Here is a 25,602-nt window from a genome sequence, read left to right as displayed (position 1 = left end):
CCTAATTCAGGGCTTTTTCCATGTTACACGGTTTTTGTAGCCGCTGCGCTTCTTTTACGGGAAAATCTCACATCTCATGGGGCGGCAACTTTCAGACGATACCATCCGGTTAAATATTATCATTAACGGTAACCAGGCGCAGAAAGAAATTCTCGATCTGGACAAATCTAACATTAGGCTTAAGGACACAATTAAAGATCAGTTAGCGCAACAAAAGGAACTTAAGCGTCAGCGTAAAACAAACACTGAAGAATACAGATCATTAACGGCTGCTATAAATGAAAATAAAAATGCAATAGCGGCTAATAATGAAAAGATACGAGAACTGACAAGCGATTTAAAATTGTCAGAACTCACAATGGCACAGTTGCGTTCCAAAGCAACTTTATTGCAGGCTACGTTACGTCATTTAGTTCCCGGAACAGAAGATTTTGAAAAATACAATGCAGAATTAACTGCGGTGAATGAGCGCATGGGTGAGCTTCGCGGCAATGGTCAGCAAGCCAGTTGGAGCCTGGGCAGCATGGCAGATAGGTTTAACAGATATGGTGGTATTATAGCATCCTTTGTTGCTGCCGTTGCAGGCGTAGTGGTTTCAATTCAAAAGGTTCTTTCTGCAAATAAAGAGCTGGCTGATAGCATTACAAATGTGCAAAAGACTACTGGAATGACTAAAACGGAAGTTGAGGAACTTGCAAAATCATTCGGAATGCTTAAAACACGAACCGGTAGGATAGATTTGCTGGGCATTGCAGAGATAGGTGGTCGCCTGGGTATCGCTAAAAGTGAAATAGCCGATTTTGTCCGCGTTATGGATAAAAGTGCCGTTGCACTGGGTGATAGCTTTGAGGGCGGTGCTGATGTAGTGGCAGAAAAGCTGGGCCGCATTAAGGGATTGTATAAAGAATTAAAAGATGAACGTGTAGAGACAGCCTTTGAGTCGGTAGGTTCTGCGCTTAATGACTTGGGTGCCGATGGTACGGCCAGTGAGCAAAACCTTGCAGAGTTTGCCCAGCGTGTGGGTACATTGCCTGAGGTGCTGCGGCCTTCCATCCAAACGGTACTGGGTATGGGTGCGGCTTTTGAAGAAAGTGGCCTTAAGGCAGAATTGGCCGGTAACAATTACGGTAAAGTAATTTCAATTGCGGCGCGTGATTATCCTGCCTTTGCCAAGGTAATGCGCCGATCGGCTAATGAGGTTAAAAACCTGATCAATACAAATCCTAACGAATTTTTCCTGCAATTTTCGCAGTCACTTAAAGGTCTTGATGCTACTGAATTGGCAAAAGTGCTAGATTACCTGAAGCTAAATGATAATGAGGTAAAGATGGTACTGGGTGCGGCATCTCAAAATGTGCAGATGTTTAGAGATAAGATTAAGCTCGCAAATGAGAGCATGAGCGATGCTACTTCCTTAACTGAAGAGTATAATCTAAAAAATGAAAACTTAGCTGCTACGCTTGACCGAATCAAGAAACGAGTAATGGGGTGGTTTACAGCAGATAGTTTTGTGGCTTTCCTTGAATCAGCTGTTAATTGGCTTGCAAGATTTATAGGCGCTGTCGAAGATGATACCGGCACAATGGCTGTATTTAAAAATGTTATTGTCTTAACGGCTAAAATACTCGCAATTTTTACAGCTGCTATTGCAACAAACCTCGGATGGATAAAACTTTCAGCAGTCTGGGCAAATAGAAATACAGAAGCTACTCTTTTATACAATATCGCTTTAAAGACAAGGGCTATTATTGAAGCTGCTACTGTAATTGGAACCCGTGCAATGGTACTGGTTCAAAATCTTTTAACCTTAAACATTAAAGGAACTGTACAAGCATACAAAGCGTTAACAGCTGCCATGAAAACTACTCCTTGGGGTTTAGTACTTAGTTTAGTTGCAGCGGCAGCCGCCGCCTATGTTGCATACGCTGAACGTGTACAAAAGCTTACAGAAGAACAGAAAGCCTTTAATTCAATTCATGTTAATGTACTCCACGGTCTTAAAGATGAGAAACAGAAAATTAGTGATTTACTTTCTGTAGCAAAAGATGAAAAAGTAGCAAAGGAGACACGTCTAAAAGCTATTAAGGATTTGATTGCAATTTCTCCTGAATACCTGAATGGGCTTTCACTTGAAACAATTAATACAGAAGCTACTACTAAAGCTATTGATGCCTACATAAGTGCGCTTGACCGTAAGCTGGAGGCTGAAGAAATAGAAAATGAAATCTCGGCATCAAAGTCACGTATTAGGGAAATTGAGAAGAAAGAAGTTCAGGAGTACAAACGTTGGTATGATGGTATGTTTGACCCCGATGCAGAGTTAGCCCAAAATAAAAAAGCCGCAGGTAGAAGACTGGATGCAATAAAATCTGAAACTGATTTGCAAAAAAAATTATATGAGAGGAGAAAGCAACTTTACATAGAAACTAACGGGCAAATAAATCCCGATGATAATACCACGAAAGCTTTTGTACCTGGTGATGGTAAGGATATAAGTTCTAAACTCCGTGCTGAACGTCTTAAGCAGTTAGATAAAGACCGGGAAGAAAATAAAAAGTACCAGCAGGAAGTGCTCGACTTACAGCGCCGTGCTATAGATGACCGCCTGGCGCTTTTGCAGGATGGTTTTGAAAAAGAAGAAGCCATCGAGGCCGAAAACCATAAGCGTAAGCTTGAAGACCTTAAAAAGCAACTGGTAGATGAAGCCCAGATTGCTTTACTGGATGAAAAGATAAACAATACTAAGGCTACGCCACTGGAGCGAGGTGTGGCATCTGAAACTAAACGTATATGGCTGGAGCGCAATAAGCACTTAAATGAGCTAATAGAGATAGAGCATGGCAGGCACCGCTTTGCTATGGAAACCATAGATCTTAAGGCCGAGACAAAAAGCATTGCTGACCTACAGCAAAAATTTGACAGGGAATCTACCCTGCGCCAGGCTAAACACAATGAAGAACTGGCGGCGCTGGGTACAAATGAGATTGCCAAACAAAAGCTTCAGGATGCATTTGATAAGGCTGAACTAGAACGCCAAACGGCGCATCTTGAGAAACTACTAAAGTTTAAAGAAGACATCCTCGCTGATAAAAATAATCAGATAGATCTTGATCTTCTTACTCCTGAGCAAAAGCAACAGATTGAAGACGACGTTGCGAATTTAAAACTTAAGCTTTCTGAACTGATGAAAGCCAAAGGCGATTTGCAAAACAGAAATGGAAGTAATGATTTTCAGACAGCTGCAAAAAATGTATTCGGCGATGCAGACGTATTAGGGTTCACAGCTGATCAGTGGGGTAAAACATTTACCAATATCGAAACGCTGGAGCAAAAGATGGCGGCGGTTAAAATGGTTATCGGTGCGCTGCAAAGCGCCTGGTCTGCGTACGCCGATTACCAAACAGCTTCAGAGAATGCTTCGGTGGCCAACTTTCAAAAAAATAGCGACAACAAAAAGCGCCGCCTGAAGTCGCAGCTCGACAACGGTTACATTAATCAAATGCAATACAAGCGCGGTATTGAAACTCTTGATGCAGATCTCGAGAAAAAGCAAGCTGAAGTAGCGTACAAGCAGGCAAAGCGCCAAAAGCTAATGAATGCCGCTAACGTTATCATGAATACCTCTCAGGCAATTATGGGTATATGGGCACAATTCCCGAAGTTCGACTTTGGCGCTACAGCTGCTGTAATGTCGGGTGTGGTAGGCGCTCTGGGTGCGCTGCAGCTTGCTACGATCATGAAGACTCCCCTGCCGGCAAAAGGGTATGAAAAAGGCCTTTACCCTGAGTATGTAAAGCGTGAGCAGGATGGCAAAACATTTCGTGCCGGCTATGGCGGCAAAACGCGTAGCGGCATGGTGAGCAAGCCTACTTACTTTTTGGCTGGAGAGAATGGCCCGGAGATGGTTATTGATGCTGCAGCATATAGACAAATGTCGCCTGATACCAAGGCGATGCTAATCCGTGAGCTGCGCGGCATTAAAGGTTTTGAAAAAGGCATGTATAATAAAGATGTTACCGGTGGCAGGTATGAGGTTCCCGCCGCGAGTTCTGCGCCTGGTGCATCATCGTTAACGTTAGACCAGGCACTGGCCATAATCAATCGCAACAGCGATATCCTCGAAAAACTGCACAACGATGGCGTTACCGCATACATGTCTCGCGATGGCCGCGAACTCAAAAAACTCCGCGAAGAGATGGATAGAATAACACAGTCTAAACTAAAAGCACAATCATAATGAGCAACTTTTCGATAAAACAAATATTTAGCGACAGTAATGCAAATGCGCTGCTGGATAGGTTCTATTTCGAAATAGAAACGGCGCTGCCGGCAGTGTCTGTAAATACGGTATTGTGCCTTACGGGTAGCGCTGCTGCACAGCTTCAGGGAGAAGCTGCAAAGGCCTGCAACAACATTGTAATGCTTACAAGCAACAGCGACATTTTTACCTTCGTGCAGGATAAAATAGGCCATGCCATGGCAAATAATGGTGTTATGAATTTTAAAAAACGAACTGTTATATACTTCGAGCAGCTGGTGCTTGAAGTGTGGTACCAGGCAGAGGCTATAGGCATTGTTCTTTTTAATGGCGTTTACATGCAGGAAAAAACAGAGATTAATCCGATACTACTATAATGGCAATAATATTAAGCAATAATCAGGCGCCGGTGGCTACAGCCAGCGCCCCCGCACTCCAGGACTGGAGTTTTAGCCCATCGGCGATAAACATCAATTATTACCAGGGCAGCGCGCTGCCTGCTGCTATAGCTGTAGCTACTGCTTTTAAAGACATATTAGGTACAGACATTGCTGCCGGGCATACTAATTTCACCTATTCTCTTTATGCCGACTCGGCGTCTGGCCTGCAATTGCTAAATGTTACAGGGCCTTTATTTACGGGGCAAAACGATAGCGCGTCTTACTCTAATGGCTTAAGTGCAGACATGCTATATACATTTCAAAATTTAGAACTGCTGTCTCCGGGCTCATACACTTTTAAAGTGTTTCATTTTATTCAGGGAAGAGATCAGTTCTTTTACAATAAAATACTCTCCTATTTTCATATTCCGGTAACGATAAGAGTGTTTTCTGCCACAGCGCCGGCCATCAATCCTGATAGCCTTACCTACGCCTGGACTGAAGGGACAAGCATGCCGGTACTCGCAGGAACGTTTAACATTGCAGGCGCGTCGTGGTCAATAATTTGCCCTGAAAATTTTCAGGTGAGCAGCACTACGCCCGGCGTTACTGTAATATCGGGCAGGCAAATAAGCGGCAGCGGGCCAGCAACAATCGGCCTTGTCTTGTTTCCGGCAGCGGTGCCATCGCCGCTTATCCAAAATCCGTTTACCATTTACCTCGATATAAATGGTGGTCAAATTCGCGTGCCGGTAACAATTAGCGTTACTCAGCAAAATGGCTTTTTCCTTGAGAAAGAAGCGTTGTTTTTCGAAGCGCAAAAAGGCATTTCTGAAACTGCGCCGGCTACTGTGGCCATGCATATGGATACGGCTTATAGTTTAACATTACCTGTGTGGTTGCAAGCCTCTGAAACATCAGGAAACGGTAGCCTTAATGTTACTTTTACCCCAATATCGGCAAACAATATGAGCCTTGGTAATTATACAGGCGCTGTGCTGATTAAGCGAGATGATAATCAGGATATCCTTGCCGAAATTGCCGTTACATATTCTGTAATACAATCGGTAATTAGTCCATATCCGCAGGGACAAACGGCCTTTTCGCTCGATCCTGTGTACATTAACTTTGTTTCTGCCTTTCCGGATACTTATTTTGCGTTAGCGCTTTCTGCACGTGTCTATAATTTTGACGAAACGTACCAGGACAAAACGCTATATTTTAAAATTCCGCTGTTCAGGGGTAAACAAAAATTAAACATTGGCCAGCCTATAGATCGATTGATGGCAGAGCTATCAGATCTTGCTGCTAACATTACTGCCGGTTACAAGGCTGCAGAGGTAAACATTGTGGTTACAGAGCATAGAGGTACAGAGCAGCGCATATATAATATTGGACCTATAAATTTTATTGCAGGGCTTCGCCCTAAATTGGCTGGCAGCAGCGGATTTTTAGATATCAATCCTGCGGCACGCCGTGTAACAGCGGCATCTTTCCAAATCGTAAATGTGCTAATAAATGGCCTGCCCGAAGTAAAACTATTTAAAAACGGGCAGGTTGTAAAGTCGTTTAGCTTTACAGCCGGCATTCAGGTTATTCGGCTTAATTTTGCCGAGTTAGAAGCGATTCAAGGCGATGTTTTTGAACTGCAAATTAAAGATGGCGAATCGGTTTCTAAGCTGTTTAAAGTTTTTCCTGAAAGCTACTACTCAAACTACATTACCTGGGAAAACGAGTATAAGCTACAGAGCGTACTTGAGTGTATGGGAACATATCAAATAATCTCTGAACTTAAAAATCGCACACAGGAACTTGAGCTTGGCCTGCGTTCTGTGCTCGATAAAATTGAGAGTACCAAGACAGCTAAGCTTACTATAAATACAGGATGGCTACTTCGGAGCGATATGGCCAGTGTTGAGAGCCTCATGCGTGCGCCGCGCGCCGTGATAGTTATTGATGGGCGCGCCATAAGTCTTGTGCCTACATCTGAAAAAATTACTAACGTAGATTCTGAGCGTGCCCTGGTGTCGTTTGACCTGGAGTTTCAGATTAACAGAAATTTCAATGAGGAAATTTATTCATTCTAATTTTGAGCTCGACCTATCGGCTTTTAAAATTACCGATACTGCCGAAAATCCGTGGTTTACGGGTACTTATTTTACAAAGTACAGCTATCCGTTTAACATTGCGCTGACTAAAGATATCGACATGGCCATGGGCTTTTTGAGCCACTACAATTCGACTGATGCAGAAACTTTGTTTGAAGGCATTTATGTTCATGGCGATGCTATGGAAAAGGCAGTGCTGGAGGTAGAAGAGTGCGAGCAGGAACTATCGGTAACGGTACGCTACGGCCTCGATGATTTCCCTAATTTCACAAAGAAACTGGCAGAGCTGCCCCTGCTTCAGCTACAGGTAGCAGACATATATCAGCACGCGAAAACAATAATTAGCCAGGTGTGGCCAGATGTAAATTATAATTTTCCGCAAATCCATACCGATAAAATTGACCCGGAGAGTGATGATGTGTGGTTTGCCTTTGAAAAAATAATCAATAACTACAGGGCGGGTGCTTTTCTGGAAAACAATGTAGATTTGTCTGAAGATATTACCTACAACAGGAATATTATTCAGCCCCTGCCCTATCTGCTTTACCTGCTGCAGGCCGGCTTTGCAGATGCAGGTTTTACCCTGAGGGGAGATGTACTGGAGAATGCGACCATAAAAAAAATGCTCGTGTATACCGATACAGAATATTATACAACCATAGCGCAGGAAAGCATGACGCTGCTGGCCATGGCCGAAGATCATGATACTTATGAAGCACAGAACGGAGCAAATCCGCACATAACGCTACAGCGCACACAGGAAATTGCGCAGCCTGGTAAATACAGAATTACAGGCACGATGCGCCTCCGGAAGCGATTTGGAGACAGGCCTACGAATGCCATAACAGTTTCGCTGGGCATCCGCTACAGAAATGTTACGCTGTTTAGCCATAGCGGCGCAATGCTCAATAATTATTACGACTTTAATATTGATGTTACCTTTGAAACATTAAGCGATCTGCAGCCTGATTTCCTTACGTTTTACTACGACGGTGGGTTTGTTGCCGATGACATGCTGTTTAATCTTGAGATCAATCCTGTCCGTCTGCACGATGAGGGAGGAAATGCTGTAGCATCGATCATAAACTTGAATCAGGTAGATTTAAAGCGCGCAGTTCCGGACATGACCTTTGGCGATTTGGTCAAGGAAGTTCTTGCTGAGTTTAGGATGGATTTGACCACTGCCGGCACAGATATATTTATGAATTATATTGCCGGTGAAATGCAAAGTCGTGAAGTTATAGACCTATCAATGTATGATGTAAAATTCCCTAAGCGCACGTTTAGCAAAGGGAATTCTTTCCTGCTTAAGTATGAAGATGTTACCAGTAGCGATTATTCCTGGTTGCCGGTCTTCCAAAACATAGAAGGCTACAGCACATCGGGCTATAAGATCGACGATAAAACTACTGAGGTGCCGTTTAAGGCGCTGCCTTTGCCATTGCTCAGGCGGAACAATGTACAAACAGCGCATGGCTTTCTTGATGAAAAAACAAAGCCGTTGTGGGTAATCTACAACGGCCTTGTGGGGGACTTGAATTTGAGTCAGGACCCGGCAGCGCTGCAAGTGCCGGCGCTGCACCTACAGTATCATAATTCGTGGCTTGCCAGTCGCATAAATGCGTCATCATATCTGTGGACATTCCAGGCCTACATTGAGCAGATTGCGGAGCTGGAGGCAAAAAGCCGCGTACATGCCTACAGGAACATTCACCTGGTTAAATCGCTACAGAAAACAGAGGTGAAGCCTGACCTTTTTGAAATAGAATTACAGACCGAAGTCTTTAAATAGATCGTCGAGCTTGTATATCTCTTTGTTAGCTTCATCTGCAAGTATGTGCACATAAATCATTGTGGTTGCAATTTTAGCGTGCGCCATGAGTTGCTGGAGGTGCACAGGATTGCCTCCTGCCCTTAAGAAATTTGTTGCGAATGTGTGCCTGGCTACGTGAAAGGTTAGCTTTTTCCTGATATCAGTTTTTAGCGCAATTACTTTAAGCATTCTATTAATGTGTTCAGGCACGAGAAATTTTTCGAATAGTAGCGGATTGGCCATAACAATTTTTACTGCTGCCTTGTTCAATACTATAATCTGATCTTTTCCTGTCTTGACTTGAGAGAATGAAAAATCATCGGATTTAAAATCTACCCTGCGCAGGTTCTGCACATCAGAAATTCTAAGGCCTGTCATACAAGCAAATAAAAAGTAACCTGCAATTAGCCTGGCGCCGCCGTCATTAGATTCATCAAAATAATAATCTGCCATAGCTTTTACTTCTATAGGAGTGAGCGCTGTTCGATTGCCTGTGGTGCTCCCTATTTTTACATCTTCTAGCAGTAAGGGAAATTTGACGCCTTCTTTTTTTGCGCGCTTCAGGTATTTTTTGAGCGCCATCATGTTAGAGTTTACTGTCGTCGATTTGTTGCCTATGCTGTATAAATGGTTGCGGAACTTTTCCATATACTGCTCTGTGATCTCACTAAACGGAATGAAATCTGAAAATTTTTCAAGCTTGGCCACAACGCTTTCATATCGCCTTTTCGTTCCTTTCTTAAGAGATTTGTCTTCCTTCAGCTTACTCTTAAAGTACGCTACAAAATTTGTTCGTGATGATTCTTCAGTAAGTTCTTTTATAAGAAGCTCAGGGCTCAGATAGCGATTGTTTATCCTGAAGTTTACCTGTATGTCTGCAATCTTGTTTTTTGTGTGCTGAATGAGCAGATTAATCTGATCGTAGCTTTTATCTACCGGCTTGACGTTTTCGGTTTTTGTGTCCCATAATTTTGAATCTACGTGTAGCTGCATGTTCAGGCGCTCGCGCTTGCCGTTAGCTGTAATGTGTAGGTAGACTGGCGAAAGATTATCCTTGCGCTTCATGTCTTTTCTGATGTTGAATTTGATCTTCATTGGCACGTGAATTTTTTGCGGGACAAACTGCGTGTCAATTTCCTGGAATAATAGCCTCATAACTGGTTTTATTTAAAAAAATGAAATAAATAAAAACCCACTAAACACTGGTGTTTCCAGTTATTAGTGGGTTTTTCAGTTATTGGTAGTTATTACCTTGTGACCTCGACTGGATTCAAACCAGTAACCTTCTGAGCCGTAATCAGATGCGCTATTCAGTTGCGCCACGAGGCCATTTTGCTTTAAGTCTTTAAACATTCGCGACGTTTATCATCCTCATTTCGGGTGCAAATATAGATATTAATCCTTAAATTGCAAGCCTAAAACACAATAAAAATTAAAAAAAATGACACTCAACCAGTATATACGTGACATTCAGGATTTTCCGAAACCAGGAATTTTATTTAAAGACATCACTCCGCTGCTTGGAAACCCCGCCGCAGTGAAAGAATGTATGGCTTTACTGCTAAACAACCTGCGCGATCAGAAAATTGACAAGGTTATAGGAGCCGAAAGCCGCGGGTTCTTTTTTGCTACCTTACTCGCATATGAACTTGGCGCTGGCTTTGTACCGGTACGCAAACCAGGAAAACTGCCTTACAGCACCTTTTCTGCCTCATATGAGCTTGAATATGGCACAGACACTATGGAAGTGCACACAGATGCTATAAAGCCCGGAGAACGCGTCGTTATTCATGATGACGTGCTTGCCACTGGCGGAACTGCAAAAGCACTATGCCAACTTGTAGAACAACTGGGGGGTGTTATTGTGCAATGCAATTTTTTAATGGAACTTTCTTTCCTTAACGGACGTGAAAAGCTTACTCCCTACCCTGTTTATGCGCCGCTGGTGTATTAGTTACTTAACTTAAACCTTACAATATTTTTTTGCCCGGCGGCAATAATGGTATGGGCATCTGCAAACTGAAGGGTATTAAGGTTAGTGGCGTCTGCTATTTTTTTCCAGGATGAACCTCGGTTGTAGGTATAAAAAACACCGTTAAGCCCTACTGTCACTAACTCATTACCATTGCTGCCGGGTACAAATTGTACACACGATATATATCCGGGGCCTGTACCCTCGCCTGCCAGCGTCCATGTTTTACCACCATCTATGGTTAATATCTTGTTTCCTTTATTAAGATCGCGCTGCTCATAGTTTCCTCCCCCGGCAAAACCAACTTCTTCATCATAAAAATCTGCCGAAAATATCCCGGTCATCTCACCTCCCTGTAAAATTGGGGTATCAAAAACCTGCCATACCCCACCTTTATCAGCCGAGAAAAACACTCTTGATTTCTTTCCACCGGAAACTATCCAGGTTTTATCGCCCTTAATAATAATATTGGTATTGCTCGCAGCAAAGGCAGCCTCCCCTTCTGCTACGTCAGGCAAACCGGCACAATCCCGTTTTTGCCAGGTATTGCCGCCATCTTTTGTGGTAATAATACTCAGGCAGCCATTTTGAGGATCGCCCATAGCTATACCTTCTTTATCATTATAAAATTTCATGCAGTCATAAAACACCTTTTCACCAGTTTCGGTATATACCTGCTTTACCTGCTTGCCGTCTTTAGATATTTTATACAATAGGGCTGGCGTAGCTACACTCAGTATAAATATACTTTCTTTAGTTTGTGCAATGGCCCTGAACTCCGGAAAAATAGTGTCGTGTGTCGCTATGCCACTAAAATTACCACCACCACTAAGCGATACCCAGCCGTATTTACCCTTATTGGCAGAATACCAGGCTTTATCGCCATCAATAACCAGTCCGCGGATGCTGATAACCGAATCAGTCAACAGTGTATCCGTTTCGACTTTGGTAAAAGAGGGTTTAAAGTCTTTTTTTTCTTCTTTTTTACAGGAAAATAAAAGGAGGGCACTCATTGCCAGCAGGCACAATTTTTTCATATCAGTTCAGTTTTAAGCTAAGATAACAATTTTATATCTTTACAAAAACACAAACAATGGCCGACTACCTTACACAACTTAAAAAAATAAAAACCCTTGCTGACACCGGTCTTTTGTATAGCCAAAACGACTATGATCGTGAGCGCTATAATGAACTTCTTGAAATAGCCCTGGAACTGATGGCTGAGGCAAGCGGCAATAACACAACAGCGCTTAAGGCAATGTTTGCGCCGGTTACAGATTATCCTACCGTAAAGACCGATGTTCGTGCACTAATATTATCTGAAGACAAGACTAAGATATTGTTAACACAGGAAAGCGCCGATGGTAAATGGAGCCTTCCGGGCGGCTGGGCAGATATAGGCTCATCGCCAAAAGAAACGGCTATTAAGGAAGCTTGGGAAGAAACAGGGCTTACAGTAGAAACTACGTCATTGTTAGCCGTGTTTGACAAGCGATTACACCCACACCCACCACAACCATTTTATGTGTATAAAATGGTGTTTTTATGCGAAACCATTTCGGGGGAATTAAAAAAGGGATTTGATGTACTGGATGTTCAGTACTTTGACATAAGCAATTTGCCAGAACTGTCAGAAGACCGTATATTAAAATCGCAGATTGAATTGGTATATAAAAAAGTTATCGAAAAAGATTCTGTTACCTATTTTGATTAAGAATTAATTACAATCATTTGCAATAAGTAGTAAAGAACATATACAATAATGGGATTAAGAAATTATAAGCTTTCTTAATCCCATTATCATTAAATCTAAATTCTAAATTTACTTTATTTTGCCCCATTTAGCAGCATTCATAGGAGAAATACGGTTAAGGGTTTCGCTAAGTTCTGTAATAGGCACATTTGGTCCGCCACTAAAAACTGAAACAATTTCATCTGCTTTAGAGTCAAAAAATATACGGGTAAGAAACGCATTAGGACGCACTTTATATAGCGCTCCCAATGTTTTTATAGCCGCTATAACATTCTCTTTGCCTTTTTTTGTATCATCACTCATTATATCAAGTGCTTTGCGGTGGTAGCTGTACATTGCCTCCCTGAAAGGTTCGAATGTATTACTCATAATATCATTTACAAAAAAGTAACGTGTCTGGTTACCATCCTGCTGTCCCCAGCCTTTATAACCACCACTCTGTGCGGTAACGGCTATACCTTGTGCAGCCTCAAAATAAGGCGTACCTCCTTTTTCTGAAAAACTATCAGCATCCAGCCCTATAATCATGTTTGCATAAAACGCCAGCAACGATACCAGGTTAGAGTCATAAGTAGTAGGGTTATAAATAAGGTTCTCTCCTTCGTTGTAACTAAAGCTAATATCTTTATCGCTATAGTTAAGCAACGGGCTTGTATAAGTAGAATTATAAACCGGCCTTAAGGCATTAACCTGCATCACAGCCGAAAAACTATTGTTTGAGTATGCAGACAGGTTTATAAAAAGGGCACACTGTATACGCTCGCTCCTGTCAAAATTACGGGTAGTAAAGCGGGTATTGTTCATAAAATCCTGCACAGCTTTTTCAAGCGAACGAAAAATTTGCGGATTCGCATCAGTAATACGGTCAAAACTTACCGTTACAGTACAATTTAGTTCCTGTGCGTTAGTACTAAGGCATAAAAGCAATGCCACGGCTGTTATCCACTTATACATTATAATACTTTTTAATCTTGTTTATAATATCCTGCGCCACTTCCTCTTTTGTTTTCAGTTCCATCGGTTCTTCTTCAAAGTGGCTGTTTATAAAGGTAACCTTATTTGTTGATTTTCCAAAACCTGCACCTTCATCATTAAGCGAATTAAGTACAATCAGGTCAAGGTTCTTTTTTTTAATCTTGGCTTTAGCGTTCTCTATTTCATTTTCAGTTTCCAGGGCAAAGCCTATTAGAAACTGCTCCTGTTTTATTTCGCCCAGCGATGCGAGTATGTCTTTTGTTTTTTCGAGTTCCAGCATAAGGCTGCTCTCGTTCTTCTTTATTTTTTGTTCAGCTACCACTTTAGGCCTGTAATCTGCTACGGCAGCTGCGGCAATGGCAGCATCTGCATTGTAAAAATGTTCATGGCAGGCGGCATACATATCTGCGCTTGATGTAACCTTAACCAGCTTTACATTGCTATGGTTTATGCTTAAATGCGTAGGCCCGCTTACCAGTACTACCTCGGCACCTTCGTTAGCGGCAGCCAGGGCAATGTCATATCCCATTTTACCGGACGAGTGGTTACCTATAAAACGCACAGGGTCTATTGGTTCGTATGTGGGGCCGGCAGTAACCAGTATTTTTTTTCCGCGTAGCGGAAGTTTACCCTCAATATCTTTTTCAAGAAAGGCTAAAATGTTTTCAGGCTCTGCCATGCGGCCTTCGCCATGCAGCCCACTGGCAAGCTCACCACTCTCAGCCGGAATTACCGTATTGCCATAAGCAGCCAGTTTTTCAAAGCTGTCTTTTGTAGAAGGATGGCGGTACATATCCAGGTCCATAGCCGGAGCTACATAAACAGGACATTTTGCCGATAAATAAGTTGCTATAAGAATGTTATCACTATTGCCCGAAACCATTTTTGCCATAGTATTAGCAGTAGCGGGAGCAATAACAAAAAGATCGGCCCAAAGGCCAAGTTCTACATGGTTGTTCCAAACCGCGTTCTCATCTTCTTCATGATAAAAAGAAGAAGATACCGGGTTTTTAGAAAGCGTAGAAAGTGTAAGAGGTGTAATAAAATCTTTAGAGGCGGGCGTCATGACAACTTTGACATGAGCACCCGCCTTTATAAATAGCCTTACCAATGTGGCTGTTTTATATGCGGCTATACCTCCGGATATACCGAGTAAGATCTTCTTTCCGCTTAAAACAGACATGGGCAATTATATTACTTGTTTTCTTTGTAGTAAACTTTACCTTCTAACCATTCCTGCACGGCAAGTGCATGTGGCTTAGGAAGTTTTTCGTAGAATTTAGAAACCTCAATTTGCTCTTTGTTCTCAAAAATTTCCTCCAGGCTATCGTTATAAGTAGCAAACTCTTCAAGCTTTTCAATCAGCTCTTTCTTGATTTCACCATTAATCTGGTTGGCTCTTTTTGCTATAATGGTAATAGCCTCGTAAACATTACCTGTCGTTTCTTCAATCTTGCTCTTGTTGTAGGTAATTGTATTAACGGGAGCGGTTGTTTTCTTTAAATCCATTGTCGCTATTTATTTAGAAAATTTTTGTAATTCCGTGTTTATAGTCGCAAACATTTTGTCTGCCTGTTCTTTGTATCGTGTATCAGCCCTGTATTTCATCAGGTCATAATAATCTTTTTTAGCGGTAAGCAAGCGCTCCTGCATTTTATTCTCTACACTATTCATGGCATAGCGATAAGAAGCATCAAATTTTAAGAACATTGCATCTTCCCTAAGCTCTGTACCCGGAAAATCGAGCATAAAGTTTTCAAGCGTTTTTTGGGCTGCGGTGTAATCGCCAAAATAATCGGCAGTTTCAAAATACTGTTTTGCTATCTCAAAAGCTTTTTTCTCAAGCTTATTACTTAGTTCTTTAACCAGTTGGTTAGCCTCCGGCATATACTGGCTGTTAGGGTATCGGTCTATAAAAGCCTGAAGTTTTTCTAGCGCCTTATAGGTATCTACCTGATCCAGGCTATAGCGTGGCGACAAAAAATAGTAACTCTTAGCACCTAAAAATGCCGACTCTTCTACCTTAGTACTACGCGGGTAACTTGATGTAAAACTTTCAAACTGGTAGCCCGCTGTGTAGTAGCTTTTAGTTTTGTAAAGCGACATGGCATACATATAGAACATTTTCTCTGCCTGTGGTTTACCACGGTAAGATGGTGCTATCTGCTCAAAAAGGCGTATTGCCTTAGCATACTTCTCTTTTTCATACAAATGCTCTGCAGTTTCATATTTAACCTTGGTATCTTCTGATTTCAAAGCTTTTTGAAACTGGCTGCAAGAAGCAAGCGTTAATGCCAGTATAAGTGTATAAAAAAATCTTATCATAATATAATATAAGCCCTGCAGGAGAGTTTTAAAAGCAACTGCAAATTTAGTTAATAATTAGAGAATACAAAATTATTTTTTACAGGCTTTTGCCCACAAAAAAAGATGCCTTTAAAAGGCACCTTTCCTTAAACTGAATTTTATTTATTTTATTGTGTAAATACCTTTAAACACTAAGTAATTCTGGCGTAGCCTTAAAGTTTTTTATAAATGCCTTAAGCCTTGCGGCAAGGTTTGCATCTATGTTTACAAGCGGCAGGCGCACCACATCTTCGCAAAGACCTAGCTCTTTAAAGATGTATTTTATGCCCGCAGGGTTACCCTGCTCAAATATCATATCAATACTATCGGCAATTTTATAGTGCAACTCATAAGCTTCATCAGCTTTCTTTTCGAGGCCGAGACGCACAATATTACTAAACTCTTTAGGAAAACCTTCGCCAATAACAGATATTACCCCTGCCCCACCGGCAAGTACCATTGGCAATGTTATCATATCATCGCCGGATATTACAAGAAAACCTTCAGGAGCGTGCTGTATAAGGCGCATGGCCTGTACAATATCTCCGGCAGCTTCTTTAATGGCTACAATATTTTCAAAATCTTTCGCCAGGCGTATTACCGTATCCGGCAGCATATTGCTTGCAGTACGGCCCGGTACATTATACAGTATAACCGGCAGCGGAGAAGCCTGGGCAACCGCTTTAAAGTGCTGGTAAATACCTTCCTGCGTAGGTTTATTATAGTAAGGCGATACAGAAAGTACTGCCGTAAAATCTGATAAATTAGCTGTTTTAAGTTCTTCAACCACTTCAGCAGTATTATTACCACCTATACCTATTACAAGCGGAAGACGGCCTGCGTTAGCCTTTATTATAGTATCTATAACCAGCTGTTTTTCCTGTTTATCAAGCGTAGCAGCTTCTGCTGTAGTGCCCAGCACCACAAGATAGTCAATCCCGTTCTCTACCTGAAAATTCACAATATTTTCAAGCGCTTCGGTATCTACCGAAAAATCTTTCCTGAAAGGGGTAATCAGCGCCACCCCTGTGCCTGTTAACGACTGCATGGTTATAATTTATTAAGTATCTTTAAATATCTAAAAAGTTCGGCAGTAAATTCTTTATACTTTTCTGCCTGGCTGGCAATCATAAATGTATTCAGCCTGTTATCTACCGTACTAAAGCCTGCCTTAAAACCGGCTTTGCTCTGTAAGGTAATGAGCGCCAGTGGCGGCTTTTGCACATCATAAAAACTGATGAGCAGGTCAAAGGGTGTATTTATAAAATCTGAAACGTCTGTTTTTGCAAAAGTTCCGTCAAAACCCACCTCTTTATACGTAAAATGGCAACACTCCGGTGCCTGTCCTTTTTTTATACGCTCAAAAAAACTGAGCGTTTTTATATTACCTGGAGCTATGCCCTGAGCGGCAATTTCCTGTATAAGCTCTTCACGGCCTGCAAAATAAGTTTCATCTAAAAGTATACCCACTGTAACAACCTTAGCACCTGACGCTGTGGCTTTATAGTTTGGTAATAATTTTTTAATGATCTTTTTTAGCCTGAAATCTTTAATAAACTTCAAAAACATAGTACTTTTATTGCCTAATTGCAAACTTATCAAAATTAACGCCAAGTTACAATGGTAAAGTATAAAAAGTATAACACAGCGTGGCCTGTGTTTGTGTTATTTTTAACATTTTCGGTTTTAACGGGTTGCGGCCCACGCCATCTTACAAACACTTCGATACAGGGAAAACAGTTGCCGGTAACGTCGCAGTATGCTACAGTACCCGAAATTGAAAGCTTTGTAAAACCCTTTAGAGAGCATATAGACCATGACCTGGATAGTGTACTGGCTTACTGCCCGGAAACTATGGATAAATCTAAAAGCATTAACGGCTGGCAAACCACGATAGGTAACTTTGAGGCAGATATTACCTTTATGAAAGCCGATAAAGCCCTGATGGCTCGCGAAAACAAACATGTTAATGTATGTTTGCTTAATCATGGTGGTATCCGGTCTATAATTGCAAAAGGCAATATTACTGCACGAACCGCTTTTGAGATCATGCCTTTTGAAAATGCCGCCGTAGTAGTTGCCCTAAAAGCAGAACAGCTTACAGAAATGGCACAATACATTATTAAGGAGAAAAAACCGCATCCGCTATCGGGTATGGAAATTATCATCAATAAAGACGGATCGTTAAAAAGCGTTACCGTTCAGGGCAAACCCCTCGAAAACGGAAAGGTTTACAATGTAGCCACCAGCGATTACCTTTCTAACGGTGGCGACAGCATGACGTTTTTTAGTAAGGGTGTAGCAACATATGACCTTGAGTATAAACTGCGCAACCTGTTTATTGATTATTTTAAAGAAGTAGACACCCTGCCTATAATAAGGACTGAACGCATAATACAGGAAAAGTAATGAAAAGAAGGGATTTTATACAAAAAACCGCTGCCGGAAGTGCCCTGATAATGGGAGGATTATCTTTAAGCAGCTTTGCAGAACCAGACGTTAAAAAACTTACCATACTACATACTAACGATGTACACAGCCACATAGACCCGTTTCCGGTAGACGACCCTAAATATGGCGATAAAGGTGGCGTAGCACGCAGGGCCACGCTTATAGAGCAGGTGCGCCGCGAAGAGCCTAATGTACTGCTACTGGATGCCGGAGATATTTTTCAGGGTACACCTTACTTTAACTATTATGGTGGCGAACTGGAAATGAAGTTAATGAGCATGCTTAAGTATGACCTTGGCACACTGGGTAACCATGATTTTGATAACGGCATTGACGGATTTTACAAGCAACTGCCACATGCCAAGTTTGACTTTGTATCGGCCAACTACGATTTTAAGAATACCATACTGGACGGTATTGTAAAGCCATATAAGATATTTGTAAAAGACGGCATTAAAATAGGCATCTTTGGACTTGGGATAGAGCTTCAGGGACTTGTTGATAAAAAACTTTATAAAGAAACGGTATATAACAACCCGCTGGAAACAGCACAGGACATGAGCCGTATACTTAAGGTAAATGAGCAGTGCGACCTTGTAATCTGCCTTTCGCACCTTGGGTTTATTTATGCCAATGAACCTCAAAAAATAAGCGACCTTGTTTTAGCGCGCAGAACAAAAAATATCGATGCCATTATTGGCGGGCACACACATACCTTTCTTACCAAACCGTATGTAGAAAAAAACCTTGACGGGCAGGAAGTACTTGTTAACCAGGTTGGGTGTTATGGCATAAACGTAGGCCGTCTTGACTTTAGCTTTAGTAAAGGCAAAAAGTTAGCTTCCGGAAAAACCATTACCGTATAGCCGTAAGGTATTGAAACATATTTTTTTTGCCCCGAATTTTACTAATTCCACAAATTAGTGAAATTCGGGGCTTATTTTTATAGCTGATTGACACAAATCATTCGCAGCAATTTTATGTAAAGAAGCAATTCAAAAATTTTGTATAATTGTAAACTAAACCAATACAATTATAAATATGAAAAAGCTTACCCTTGCCGCCGCCCTGCTGTTATCAATTACTGTTGCCAATGCACAGGACAATAAACCTTCCCTGCCCGATTTTATGCCACAAATTTATAAAAGCGAATGGGCTACTTTAACCGGACTTATAAAAGCCGAAAAATGGGAGGATGCAGATAAGCTTACTTCTAGTTATTACAACCGCGTAAAGAACGATGAATTCAGGAAAGATGATGCTGCCATATTGCGCTACATGATTCTTAATGTAACAGCTGCAGAACTGGCAAATGGCAAGATTGATAACGCTACAGCGGTTAAAAAGCTAAAGCCGCTTGAAGGTAAGCGCTTTATTAGCCCTACAATTACTTTTAAGAGCAAAGGTATACTTAACCTGCTATTACTTTCTGCCGATGGCAAAAGCTGGGTAAAATGCACCACTAACAAAGATGCTGATGTTATACAAATGACAGAACTTTTTGAAATTGCCTATCCTGAAATGCTACAAGACACAGACAAGTATGATAACCGTAACTTTAGGCTAAGCGGTATTATAAAAACAATAAACGCTGACAGCCCCGCAAAACCACATCTCGACGTAACATATTCGGGTACCGAAATATGGGATTTATCTCCTGCGAGGTAGTTTTTCATTTAACAAGTATCATAATAAGGAGATGCTTTAACTGTCTTATATCATTTGCATATTTATCATAGTGCAATGATTTAAAGGTCACTCAAAGGCACTAATTATCAAAGCTTTGCGACTTATAGTCGGCTGTATCGGAACTTGATGAGAATATAGCTCTGCTCCTTTGCGAGAAAAAATATCTAAACTATATTATATTTTATTTAGAATCACTTATAATGTAAGGCCACTACTACAAAACAATAAACGCGGCCCAAAAGCCGCGTTTATTGTTTAAGATAGAAATATATCGATAGAGAATTATTTCACCCTTGTCCAGTATTGGGTACGGCCTAAAAGAGATACCCCCATATAACCACGTACTTTCAGTTTATCTTTACCATCAAGTTTTATCGTGCAGCTGTACAGTTTACCTTTATTTGGGTCAAGGATGTCGCCATCAGAATATGAATCGCCATCTTTGCTAAGTCCTTTAATAATTATAAGGCCAAGAATGGGTTTATCTTTATCTGCCCCTTTACAGTCCTGGCATTTTTTGTCTTTTTTTGCAGGGTTAAGTATTTCAACTACTTTACCATAAACCTTTCCGCCTTCTTCATAAACATGTACGATAGATTTTGCTTCGCCGGTTTCATCGTCAAAGGTTTTCCACTTGCCTGTTACCTGTGCCGACATTGAAAGCATGCCCACAAAGGCCGTCATTAAAAATGTAAAAATTATTCTTTTCATAATTGTTGTTGTTAATTAATGCTAAATATACAAATTTTTTCTTTTTAATTTATGGATAAGCGCATTTAGTTCGAACCCTAAGAGCAGAATAAAACAGTTAATCCATATATACAGCATTAATACAAGCAGCGTGCCAATAGACCCGTACAACTCATTATATTTACTAAAACGCACTACATAAATACCAAAACCATAAGATGTAAGGCCAAAAAGCAGTGTGCTAAAAACCGACCCATAGCTAAAAAAAGCAGCCTGACGGGTTTCTTTAGCCGCAAATTTAAAGAGCACACTGGTGGTAATTAATATCATTAATATAAGAAACAGGTAGCGCCCCCATTGCAGTAAATAAACTTCTGCAGGAATGTAGTAGTGGCTACTAAGTTTTCTTATTATTACTTCAAAAACAATAATAGCCGAAACAGTAATGATCAACAATATCGACAGCAGCAACGACAACCCTATAGCAAGCGCATATTGCCTGAAATACGTTCGTTTAATAGTTATGTGCATACTACTCTGAAAACCGCTAAGTATGGCATTCATACCATTGCTCATAAGTAATATAGCCAGCAATATACCCGTACTAAGCAGGCTTTTATGGCTGTTTAGCAAGATATCTGTAAGTATATTTGCAATGGCATCATACGTATTTGGCGGAACGTTATCGGCCACAAACTGCATAAAATCTTCCTGAAAATTTTCCAGCGGAATGTATGGTATGAGGTTCAGGATAAAAAGCGCAAACGGAAACAGCGACATAAAAAAACTGAATGCAATAGCCCCTGCCCTATATGATATATCGCCTTTTACGATGCCGGTAATATAAAGTTCAAGCAGATGATACAATGTAAGCCCCTCAGAATAGGGCAGCTTAATTGTTTTACCAAACCGCACCATGTATTTTAGTACAGGTACGCGCTCCAGCTTATGTTCCAGCTCTACAGACATGTATTAAAATGCTTTCAGGCTCAGGTCCATATTATAAACCGAATGGGTAAGCGCCCCGCTCGAAATATAATTAACGCCGCATTCTGCATAGTGGCGCATGGTATCCTCATTAATACCTCCGCTCGATTCTGTCTGGCAATAATTACCTATAAGTGCTACGGCCTCACGGGTAGTATCGTAATCAAAATTATCAAGCAGTATGCGGTGCACACCGGGATTGGCTATAATTTCGCGCACTTCATCAAGGTCGCGTGCTTCAACAATTATTTTAAGGTCAAGGTTATTTTCTTTAAGGTAGTGCTGCGTTTTTGTAATGGCTTGTGTAATACCTCCTGCAAAGTCAATATGGTTATCTTTAAGCATTACCATATCATACAGGGCAAAACGGTGGTTTTCGCCGCCACCTATTTTTACCGCCCATTTTTCGAGCGCACGTATGCCGGGCGTAGTTTTACGGGTATCAAGCACACCGGTACCGGTGCCCTCTAAAATATCTACATATTTTTTGGTCTTTGTAGCAATGGCACTCATGCGCTGCATGGCGTTTAACACCAGTCTCTCAGCCTTTAGTATACTTTGAGACGCGCCGCTAACATGAAAAGCCACATCGCCATATTTTACAGGTGTACCATCTTGTATAAAAACTTCTATTTTAAGCTCAGGGTCTACATAGGCAAACACCTGCTGTGCAAAAGCCACACCGGCAAGCAGTCCGTTATCTTTTACTAAAAGCTTGGCACGACCGGTAGCGCTGGCAGGTATACAGGCAAGCGACGAATAATCGCCGGGGCCCACATCTTCGCGAATGGCGTTAGAAATTATAATATCAAGTTCAGCCTGGAATTGTTGTTCAGAAATCATTGGTTTTGTATTGTAGTGCTAAGATAACGATTTTTTCGGGAAGCGGAAACGCAGTATCACAAACAAGGATAAGCAAACGTTAAAATTGCACTATCCCTTCATAAAAAAAAACACCCGACAAACCAAAGGCTGCCGGGTGCGGATATTTTAAAACTAAGAATCTTAGCTATACATTTTCTTTCTAAGCTCCTGAACTTTCTCATCATCAAGATAATCATCAAACGTCATATAACGGTCAATAACACCTTTAGGAGTAATTTCAAGCACGCGGTTTGCAACAGTTTGCGCAAACTCGTGGTCATGCGTTGTAAACAACACAGATCCTTTAAAGTTTTTAAGCGAGTTGTTAAACGCAGTAATACTTTCAAGGTCAAGGTGGTTTGTAGGCTCATCAAGCATCAGCACGTTAGCGCGAAGCATCATCATGCGGCTAAGCATACAACGCACTTTTTCTCCACCCGATAGTACACGGCCTGTTTTAAGCGCTTCTTCTCCACTAAAAATCATCTTACCAAGGAAACCACGTACATAAACCTCGTCGCGCTCCTCTTCTGTCTTAGCCCACTGGCGCAGCCAGTCAACCAGCGTAAGGTCGTTTTCAAAGAATGAGTGGTTATCGCCGGGCAGGTAACTTTGTATGGTAGTAATACCCCATTCAAAAGTTCCGGTATCAGCAGTCTGGTTACCGTTTATTATTTCGTAGAAGGCAGATGTAGCACGGCTGTCTTTAGAGAATACCGCTATCTTGTCGCCTTTAGCCATGTTAAGGTCTACGTTTTTAAACAACACTTCGCCATCGATAGAGGCAGAAAGGTCTTTTACGTTTAATATCTGGTCGCCGGCTTCACGATCCTGGTCAAAAATAATGGCAGGATAACGACGGCTAGACGGCTTAATATCGTCAACTTTTAGCTTATCAAGCATTTTTTTACGGCTGGTAGCCTGCTTCGATTTAGCCACGTTTGCACTAAAGCGCATGATAAATTCCTGAAGCTCTTTCTTCTTCTCCTCAGCCTTTTTGTTTTGCTGGGCACGCTGGCGTGCAGCAAGCTGGCTTGATTCGTACCAGAAGGTATAAGTACCTGAATACTGGTTTATCTTACCAAAGTCGATATCTGATATGTGTGTACACACGGCATCAAGAAAGTGCCTGTCATGAGATACTACAATTACTGTATTGTCATAATTAGCAAGGAAATTTTCCAGCCATGATATGGTTTCAAAGTCAAGGTCGTTGGTAGGCTCATCCATTATCAGCACATCAGGGTTGCCAAAAAGCGCCTGTGCCAATAGCACACGTACTTTAAGTTTACCATCAAGGTCGCCCATAAGTGTGTAATGGTGCTCCTCACCTATACCCAGGTTACTAAGCATTGCAGCAGCATCGCTATCGGCATTCCAGCCGTTCATTTCTTCAAAAATTACCTGCAATTCTCCTACCCTTTCGCCATCTTTATCGCTAAAATCAGCTTTAAGGTAAATTTCGTCCATCTCTTTTTTAACGGCATACAGGGTTTTGTTCCCCATCATTACGGTTTCAAGCACCGTAAATTCGTCAAACATATTGTGGTTTTGGCTAAGTACGCTCATACGCTTACCCGGCTCAAGATGCACATGACCCGATGTAGGGTCTATATCTCCTGCAAGTATTTTAAGAAATGTAGATTTTCCGGCACCGTTAGCACCTATTATACCGTAGCAGTTGCCCTGTGTAAAGGTTGTATTAACTTCGTCAAATAAAATCCTCTTACCAAACTGTACCGATAGATTTGAAACTGATAGCATTGTAAAATTTTTTGCAAAAGTACGAAAAAAAGGGCATTAATTTGCATTGCGCCGTTATAAGAGGCTTTATGCGTAATTTAACTGTACTTTAACAAGATTAACAAAAGAATAAAAATATTTTTGCCTTTGCTCACTTGATTACCTTACATGGCAACATTACTCAAAAACTGGTCTTCATTATTATTGCTTACCATTCTCGCCTCTTGCAGCGGAGAAGGTGATAATTATACTGCTTACTTTAGGGGACAGGTAAAAAACCCCAGAATGCCCTACTTACTGTTTGCTAAAGACAATAAGGTAATTGATACCCTGCCATTAGACAAGAACAATCATTTCTTTATAAAGTTTGACTCCCTTACCCCGGGCATGTACAGCTTTAAGCACGAGCCTGATTATCAATACATATATTTCGAAAAAAACGACAGTTTAACGGTTTCGATAGACGCGCAGGATTTTGACAAGTCGATAATTTTTAGTGGCCGTGGTGACCGAAAAAACAATTTTATGATTGAATTGTTTGCCATGAGCGACGAAGAACGCAGAAACTCTTATGACGTTTATAGTGAAGGCTTTGACAAATTCAAGAAATACATTGACCACAGTTATGCGGCTAGGAAAGATTTCTACGAGAAAAGAAAGAAAGAAATAGAATGGAGTGATGCTTTTGATTTTTATGCCAACTACCGCGTAAAACTTAATTACTACGCTAAAAAGGAATATTACCTATATGTACATACACGCCGCACCGGAGAGGATGCAAGGCCATATATACCTAAAGGTTTTTATGACTTTAGAAACGACATAGACTTTAATGATAAGCGGCTTATTAACTTTTCTCCCTTTGTAAAATACAGCATGGCCATGATAAATAACATGGCTGTAGGTAAAACCGTAAAACAGGGTACTGTTAAAGAAAATGCTGTTGATTATAATATCAACAAGCTAAACATTGCAGATTCTGTTTTTAAAGACCAGGATATAAAAAATCAGGTTTTAAACAATGTAGCTTTTGTGTATTTACTGGAAGACCAGAATATTGTAAATAATAAGAAATTCCTAGAACGTTATGAGACTCTTTCTACCGATAACGACCGGGACAATGAAATAAGCAAGATAAGCAATGCAATAAAACAACTAAGCCCCGGAAAAAAGCTGCCTGCATTAGGCTTGGTAAACACAGACGATAAACCGTTTGATATTCATAACGACATTGATGAGGAGACTGTACTGTTTTTCTGGACAAGCTGTGCAAGGGTAAACCTGCAGCGTACTTACAAAAAAATAGCCGAGCTTAAAAAACAATACCCTAATGTGGCATTTATTGCTGTAAATGTAGATAACGAAAAGGAATGGAAAAAAAACCTGCCCTATGCTAATGCAGATGCACATCAGCTTAGAGCTGTTAATTTTGACACCCTACGAGAAAAATGGGCATTTACCAAGATAAACCGCACTATAGTACTAAATCCTGATGGTACTATTAAAAATGCCTTTACAGACCTGCTGGATGAGCAGTTTGCAAAGGCACTCTAAAAAAATATTTTATATTTTT

General features: G+C 41.1%; 22 protein-coding genes and 1 tRNA gene. 10 read left to right on the top strand and 13 right to left on the bottom strand.

From position 1 onward, the window contains the following. The first annotated feature begins 76 nt into the window (after positions 1–76). The 4 genes from DYH63_RS04145 to DYH63_RS04130 are packed head-to-tail and all read left to right on the top strand — an operon-like array spanning position 77 to position 8,538. Positions 77–4,237 (top strand): phage tail tape measure protein, encoded by a 4,161-nt coding sequence (locus tag DYH63_RS04145; RefSeq protein WP_116787608.1) that lies wholly within the window; start codon positions 77–79, stop codon positions 4,235–4,237. Further along, positions 4,237–4,635, top strand: coding sequence for a hypothetical protein (locus DYH63_RS04140; protein WP_116787607.1), 399 nt, complete (start codon positions 4,237–4,239; stop codon positions 4,633–4,635). Before DYH63_RS04145 ends, DYH63_RS04140 begins: the two co-directional genes overlap by 1 nt. Beyond that, a complete protein-coding gene (locus DYH63_RS04135; RefSeq protein WP_116787606.1) occupies positions 4,635–6,725 on the top strand; it encodes a hypothetical protein in 2,091 nt (696 codons plus the stop codon). The genes DYH63_RS04140 and DYH63_RS04135 overlap by 1 nt, the downstream gene beginning before the upstream one ends. Then, on the top strand, positions 6,703–8,538 hold the full coding sequence (locus DYH63_RS04130) for a hypothetical protein (RefSeq protein WP_116787605.1): 1,836 nt from the start codon (positions 6,703–6,705) through the stop codon (positions 8,536–8,538). Before DYH63_RS04135 ends, DYH63_RS04130 begins: the two co-directional genes overlap by 23 nt. Here the strand turns inward: DYH63_RS04130 and DYH63_RS04125 are convergent. Further along, positions 8,515–9,714: a site-specific integrase gene (locus DYH63_RS04125; protein ID WP_116787604.1), complete on the bottom strand. Its 1,200-nt coding sequence runs from the start codon at positions 9,712–9,714 to the stop codon at positions 8,515–8,517. The two genes, DYH63_RS04130 and DYH63_RS04125, sit on opposite strands and share 24 nt — an antisense overlap. 100 nt (positions 9,715–9,814) lie before the next feature. After that, positions 9,815–9,888 (bottom strand) — tRNA-Arg (locus DYH63_RS04120). 112 nt (positions 9,889–10,000) lie between these two features. Between DYH63_RS04120 and DYH63_RS04115 the strand changes: the two genes are divergently transcribed. Further along, positions 10,001–10,513, top strand: a complete 513-nt coding sequence (locus tag DYH63_RS04115) for an adenine phosphoribosyltransferase (RefSeq protein WP_116787603.1) — start codon at positions 10,001–10,003, stop codon at positions 10,511–10,513. Here the strand turns inward: DYH63_RS04115 and DYH63_RS04110 are convergent. Next, a complete protein-coding gene (locus tag DYH63_RS04110) occupies positions 10,510–11,568 on the bottom strand; it encodes a WD40/YVTN/BNR-like repeat-containing protein (RefSeq protein ID WP_116787602.1) in 1,059 nt (352 codons plus the stop codon). The genes DYH63_RS04115 and DYH63_RS04110 overlap by 4 nt on opposite strands. A 56-nt stretch (positions 11,569–11,624) precedes the next feature. On the opposite strand from DYH63_RS04110, the gene DYH63_RS04105 reads away from it, so the two are divergent. Continuing rightward, on the top strand, positions 11,625–12,245 hold the full coding sequence (locus DYH63_RS04105; protein WP_116787601.1) for an NUDIX hydrolase: 621 nt from the start codon (positions 11,625–11,627) through the stop codon (positions 12,243–12,245). A gap of 108 nt (positions 12,246–12,353) precedes the next feature. On the opposite strand, the gene porD is transcribed toward DYH63_RS04105, so the two are convergent. From porD to DYH63_RS04075, 6 genes are all read right to left on the bottom strand, one after another. Next, positions 12,354–13,238: a type IX secretion system protein PorD gene (gene porD / locus DYH63_RS04100; RefSeq protein ID WP_116787600.1), complete on the bottom strand. Its 885-nt coding sequence runs from the start codon at positions 13,236–13,238 to the stop codon at positions 12,354–12,356. Next, on the bottom strand, positions 13,231–14,442 hold the full coding sequence (coaBC, locus tag DYH63_RS04095; RefSeq protein ID WP_116787599.1) for a bifunctional phosphopantothenoylcysteine decarboxylase/phosphopantothenate--cysteine ligase CoaBC: 1,212 nt from the start codon (positions 14,440–14,442) through the stop codon (positions 13,231–13,233). The genes porD and coaBC overlap by 8 nt, the downstream gene beginning before the upstream one ends. 11 nt (positions 14,443–14,453) lie before the next feature. Further along, positions 14,454–14,768, bottom strand: coding sequence for a DNA-directed RNA polymerase subunit omega (locus DYH63_RS04090; RefSeq protein ID WP_116787598.1), 315 nt, complete (start codon positions 14,766–14,768; stop codon positions 14,454–14,456). A 9-nt stretch (positions 14,769–14,777) separates the two neighbouring features. Further along, entirely contained in the window at positions 14,778–15,584 is an 807-nt protein-coding gene (locus DYH63_RS04085; RefSeq protein ID WP_116787597.1) for an outer membrane protein assembly factor BamD, read from the bottom strand. Positions 15,585–15,750: 166 nt separating this feature from the next. After that, positions 15,751–16,653, bottom strand: a complete 903-nt coding sequence (gene dapA / locus DYH63_RS04080) for a 4-hydroxy-tetrahydrodipicolinate synthase (RefSeq protein WP_116787596.1) — start codon at positions 16,651–16,653, stop codon at positions 15,751–15,753. 2 nt (positions 16,654–16,655) lie between these two features. Continuing rightward, entirely contained in the window at positions 16,656–17,168 is a 513-nt protein-coding gene (locus DYH63_RS04075) for a DUF6913 domain-containing protein (protein WP_162926915.1), read from the bottom strand. A gap of 57 nt (positions 17,169–17,225) precedes the next feature. Here DYH63_RS04075 and DYH63_RS04070 point away from each other — a divergent pair, with 57 nt between their 5' ends. From DYH63_RS04070 to DYH63_RS04060, 3 genes are all read left to right on the top strand, one after another. Beyond that, entirely contained in the window at positions 17,226–18,014 is a 789-nt protein-coding gene (locus DYH63_RS04070; RefSeq protein ID WP_116787594.1) for a 5'-nucleotidase C-terminal domain-containing protein, read from the top strand. Then, the gene (locus tag DYH63_RS04065) at positions 18,014–18,922 is read left to right on the top strand and encodes a bifunctional metallophosphatase/5'-nucleotidase (protein WP_116787593.1); all 909 of its coding nucleotides are present in this window, start codon (positions 18,014–18,016) and stop codon (positions 18,920–18,922) included. The genes DYH63_RS04070 and DYH63_RS04065 overlap by 1 nt, the downstream gene beginning before the upstream one ends. Positions 18,923–19,097: 175 nt before the next feature. Further along, positions 19,098–19,724, top strand: coding sequence for a hypothetical protein (locus DYH63_RS04060; RefSeq protein ID WP_116787592.1), 627 nt, complete (start codon positions 19,098–19,100; stop codon positions 19,722–19,724). A 303-nt stretch (positions 19,725–20,027) separates the two neighbouring features. Here the strand turns inward: DYH63_RS04060 and DYH63_RS04055 are convergent, their stop codons facing one another. From DYH63_RS04055 to DYH63_RS04040, 4 genes are all read right to left on the bottom strand, one after another. Next, positions 20,028–20,456: a DUF2147 domain-containing protein gene (locus DYH63_RS04055; protein ID WP_116787591.1), complete on the bottom strand. Its 429-nt coding sequence runs from the start codon at positions 20,454–20,456 to the stop codon at positions 20,028–20,030. Between the two features lie 21 nt (positions 20,457–20,477). Continuing rightward, positions 20,478–21,404: a YihY/virulence factor BrkB family protein gene (locus tag DYH63_RS04050; protein ID WP_116787590.1), complete on the bottom strand. Its 927-nt coding sequence runs from the start codon at positions 21,402–21,404 to the stop codon at positions 20,478–20,480. A 3-nt stretch (positions 21,405–21,407) separates the two neighbouring features. Next, positions 21,408–22,265 (bottom strand): carboxylating nicotinate-nucleotide diphosphorylase, encoded by an 858-nt coding sequence (nadC, locus tag DYH63_RS04045; RefSeq protein ID WP_116787589.1) that lies wholly within the window; start codon positions 22,263–22,265, stop codon positions 21,408–21,410. Between the two features lie 162 nt (positions 22,266–22,427). After that, positions 22,428–24,050 (bottom strand): ABC-F family ATP-binding cassette domain-containing protein, encoded by a 1,623-nt coding sequence (locus tag DYH63_RS04040; protein ID WP_116787588.1) that lies wholly within the window; start codon positions 24,048–24,050, stop codon positions 22,428–22,430. 147 nt (positions 24,051–24,197) lie between these two features. Here DYH63_RS04040 and DYH63_RS04035 point away from each other — a divergent pair, with 147 nt between their 5' ends. After that, the gene (locus DYH63_RS04035; RefSeq protein ID WP_116787587.1) at positions 24,198–25,583 is read left to right on the top strand and encodes a TlpA family protein disulfide reductase; all 1,386 of its coding nucleotides are present in this window, start codon (positions 24,198–24,200) and stop codon (positions 25,581–25,583) included. Positions 25,584–25,602 lie beyond the last annotated feature (19 nt).

Source organism: Flavobacterium psychrotrophum (assembly GCF_003403075.1).
Classification (GTDB): Bacteria; Bacteroidota; Bacteroidia; order Flavobacteriales; family Flavobacteriaceae; genus Flavobacterium; species Flavobacterium psychrotrophum.
The sequence above is the reverse complement of the archived record's forward strand: the minus strand, read 5'-3'. Positions and strand labels throughout refer to the sequence as shown.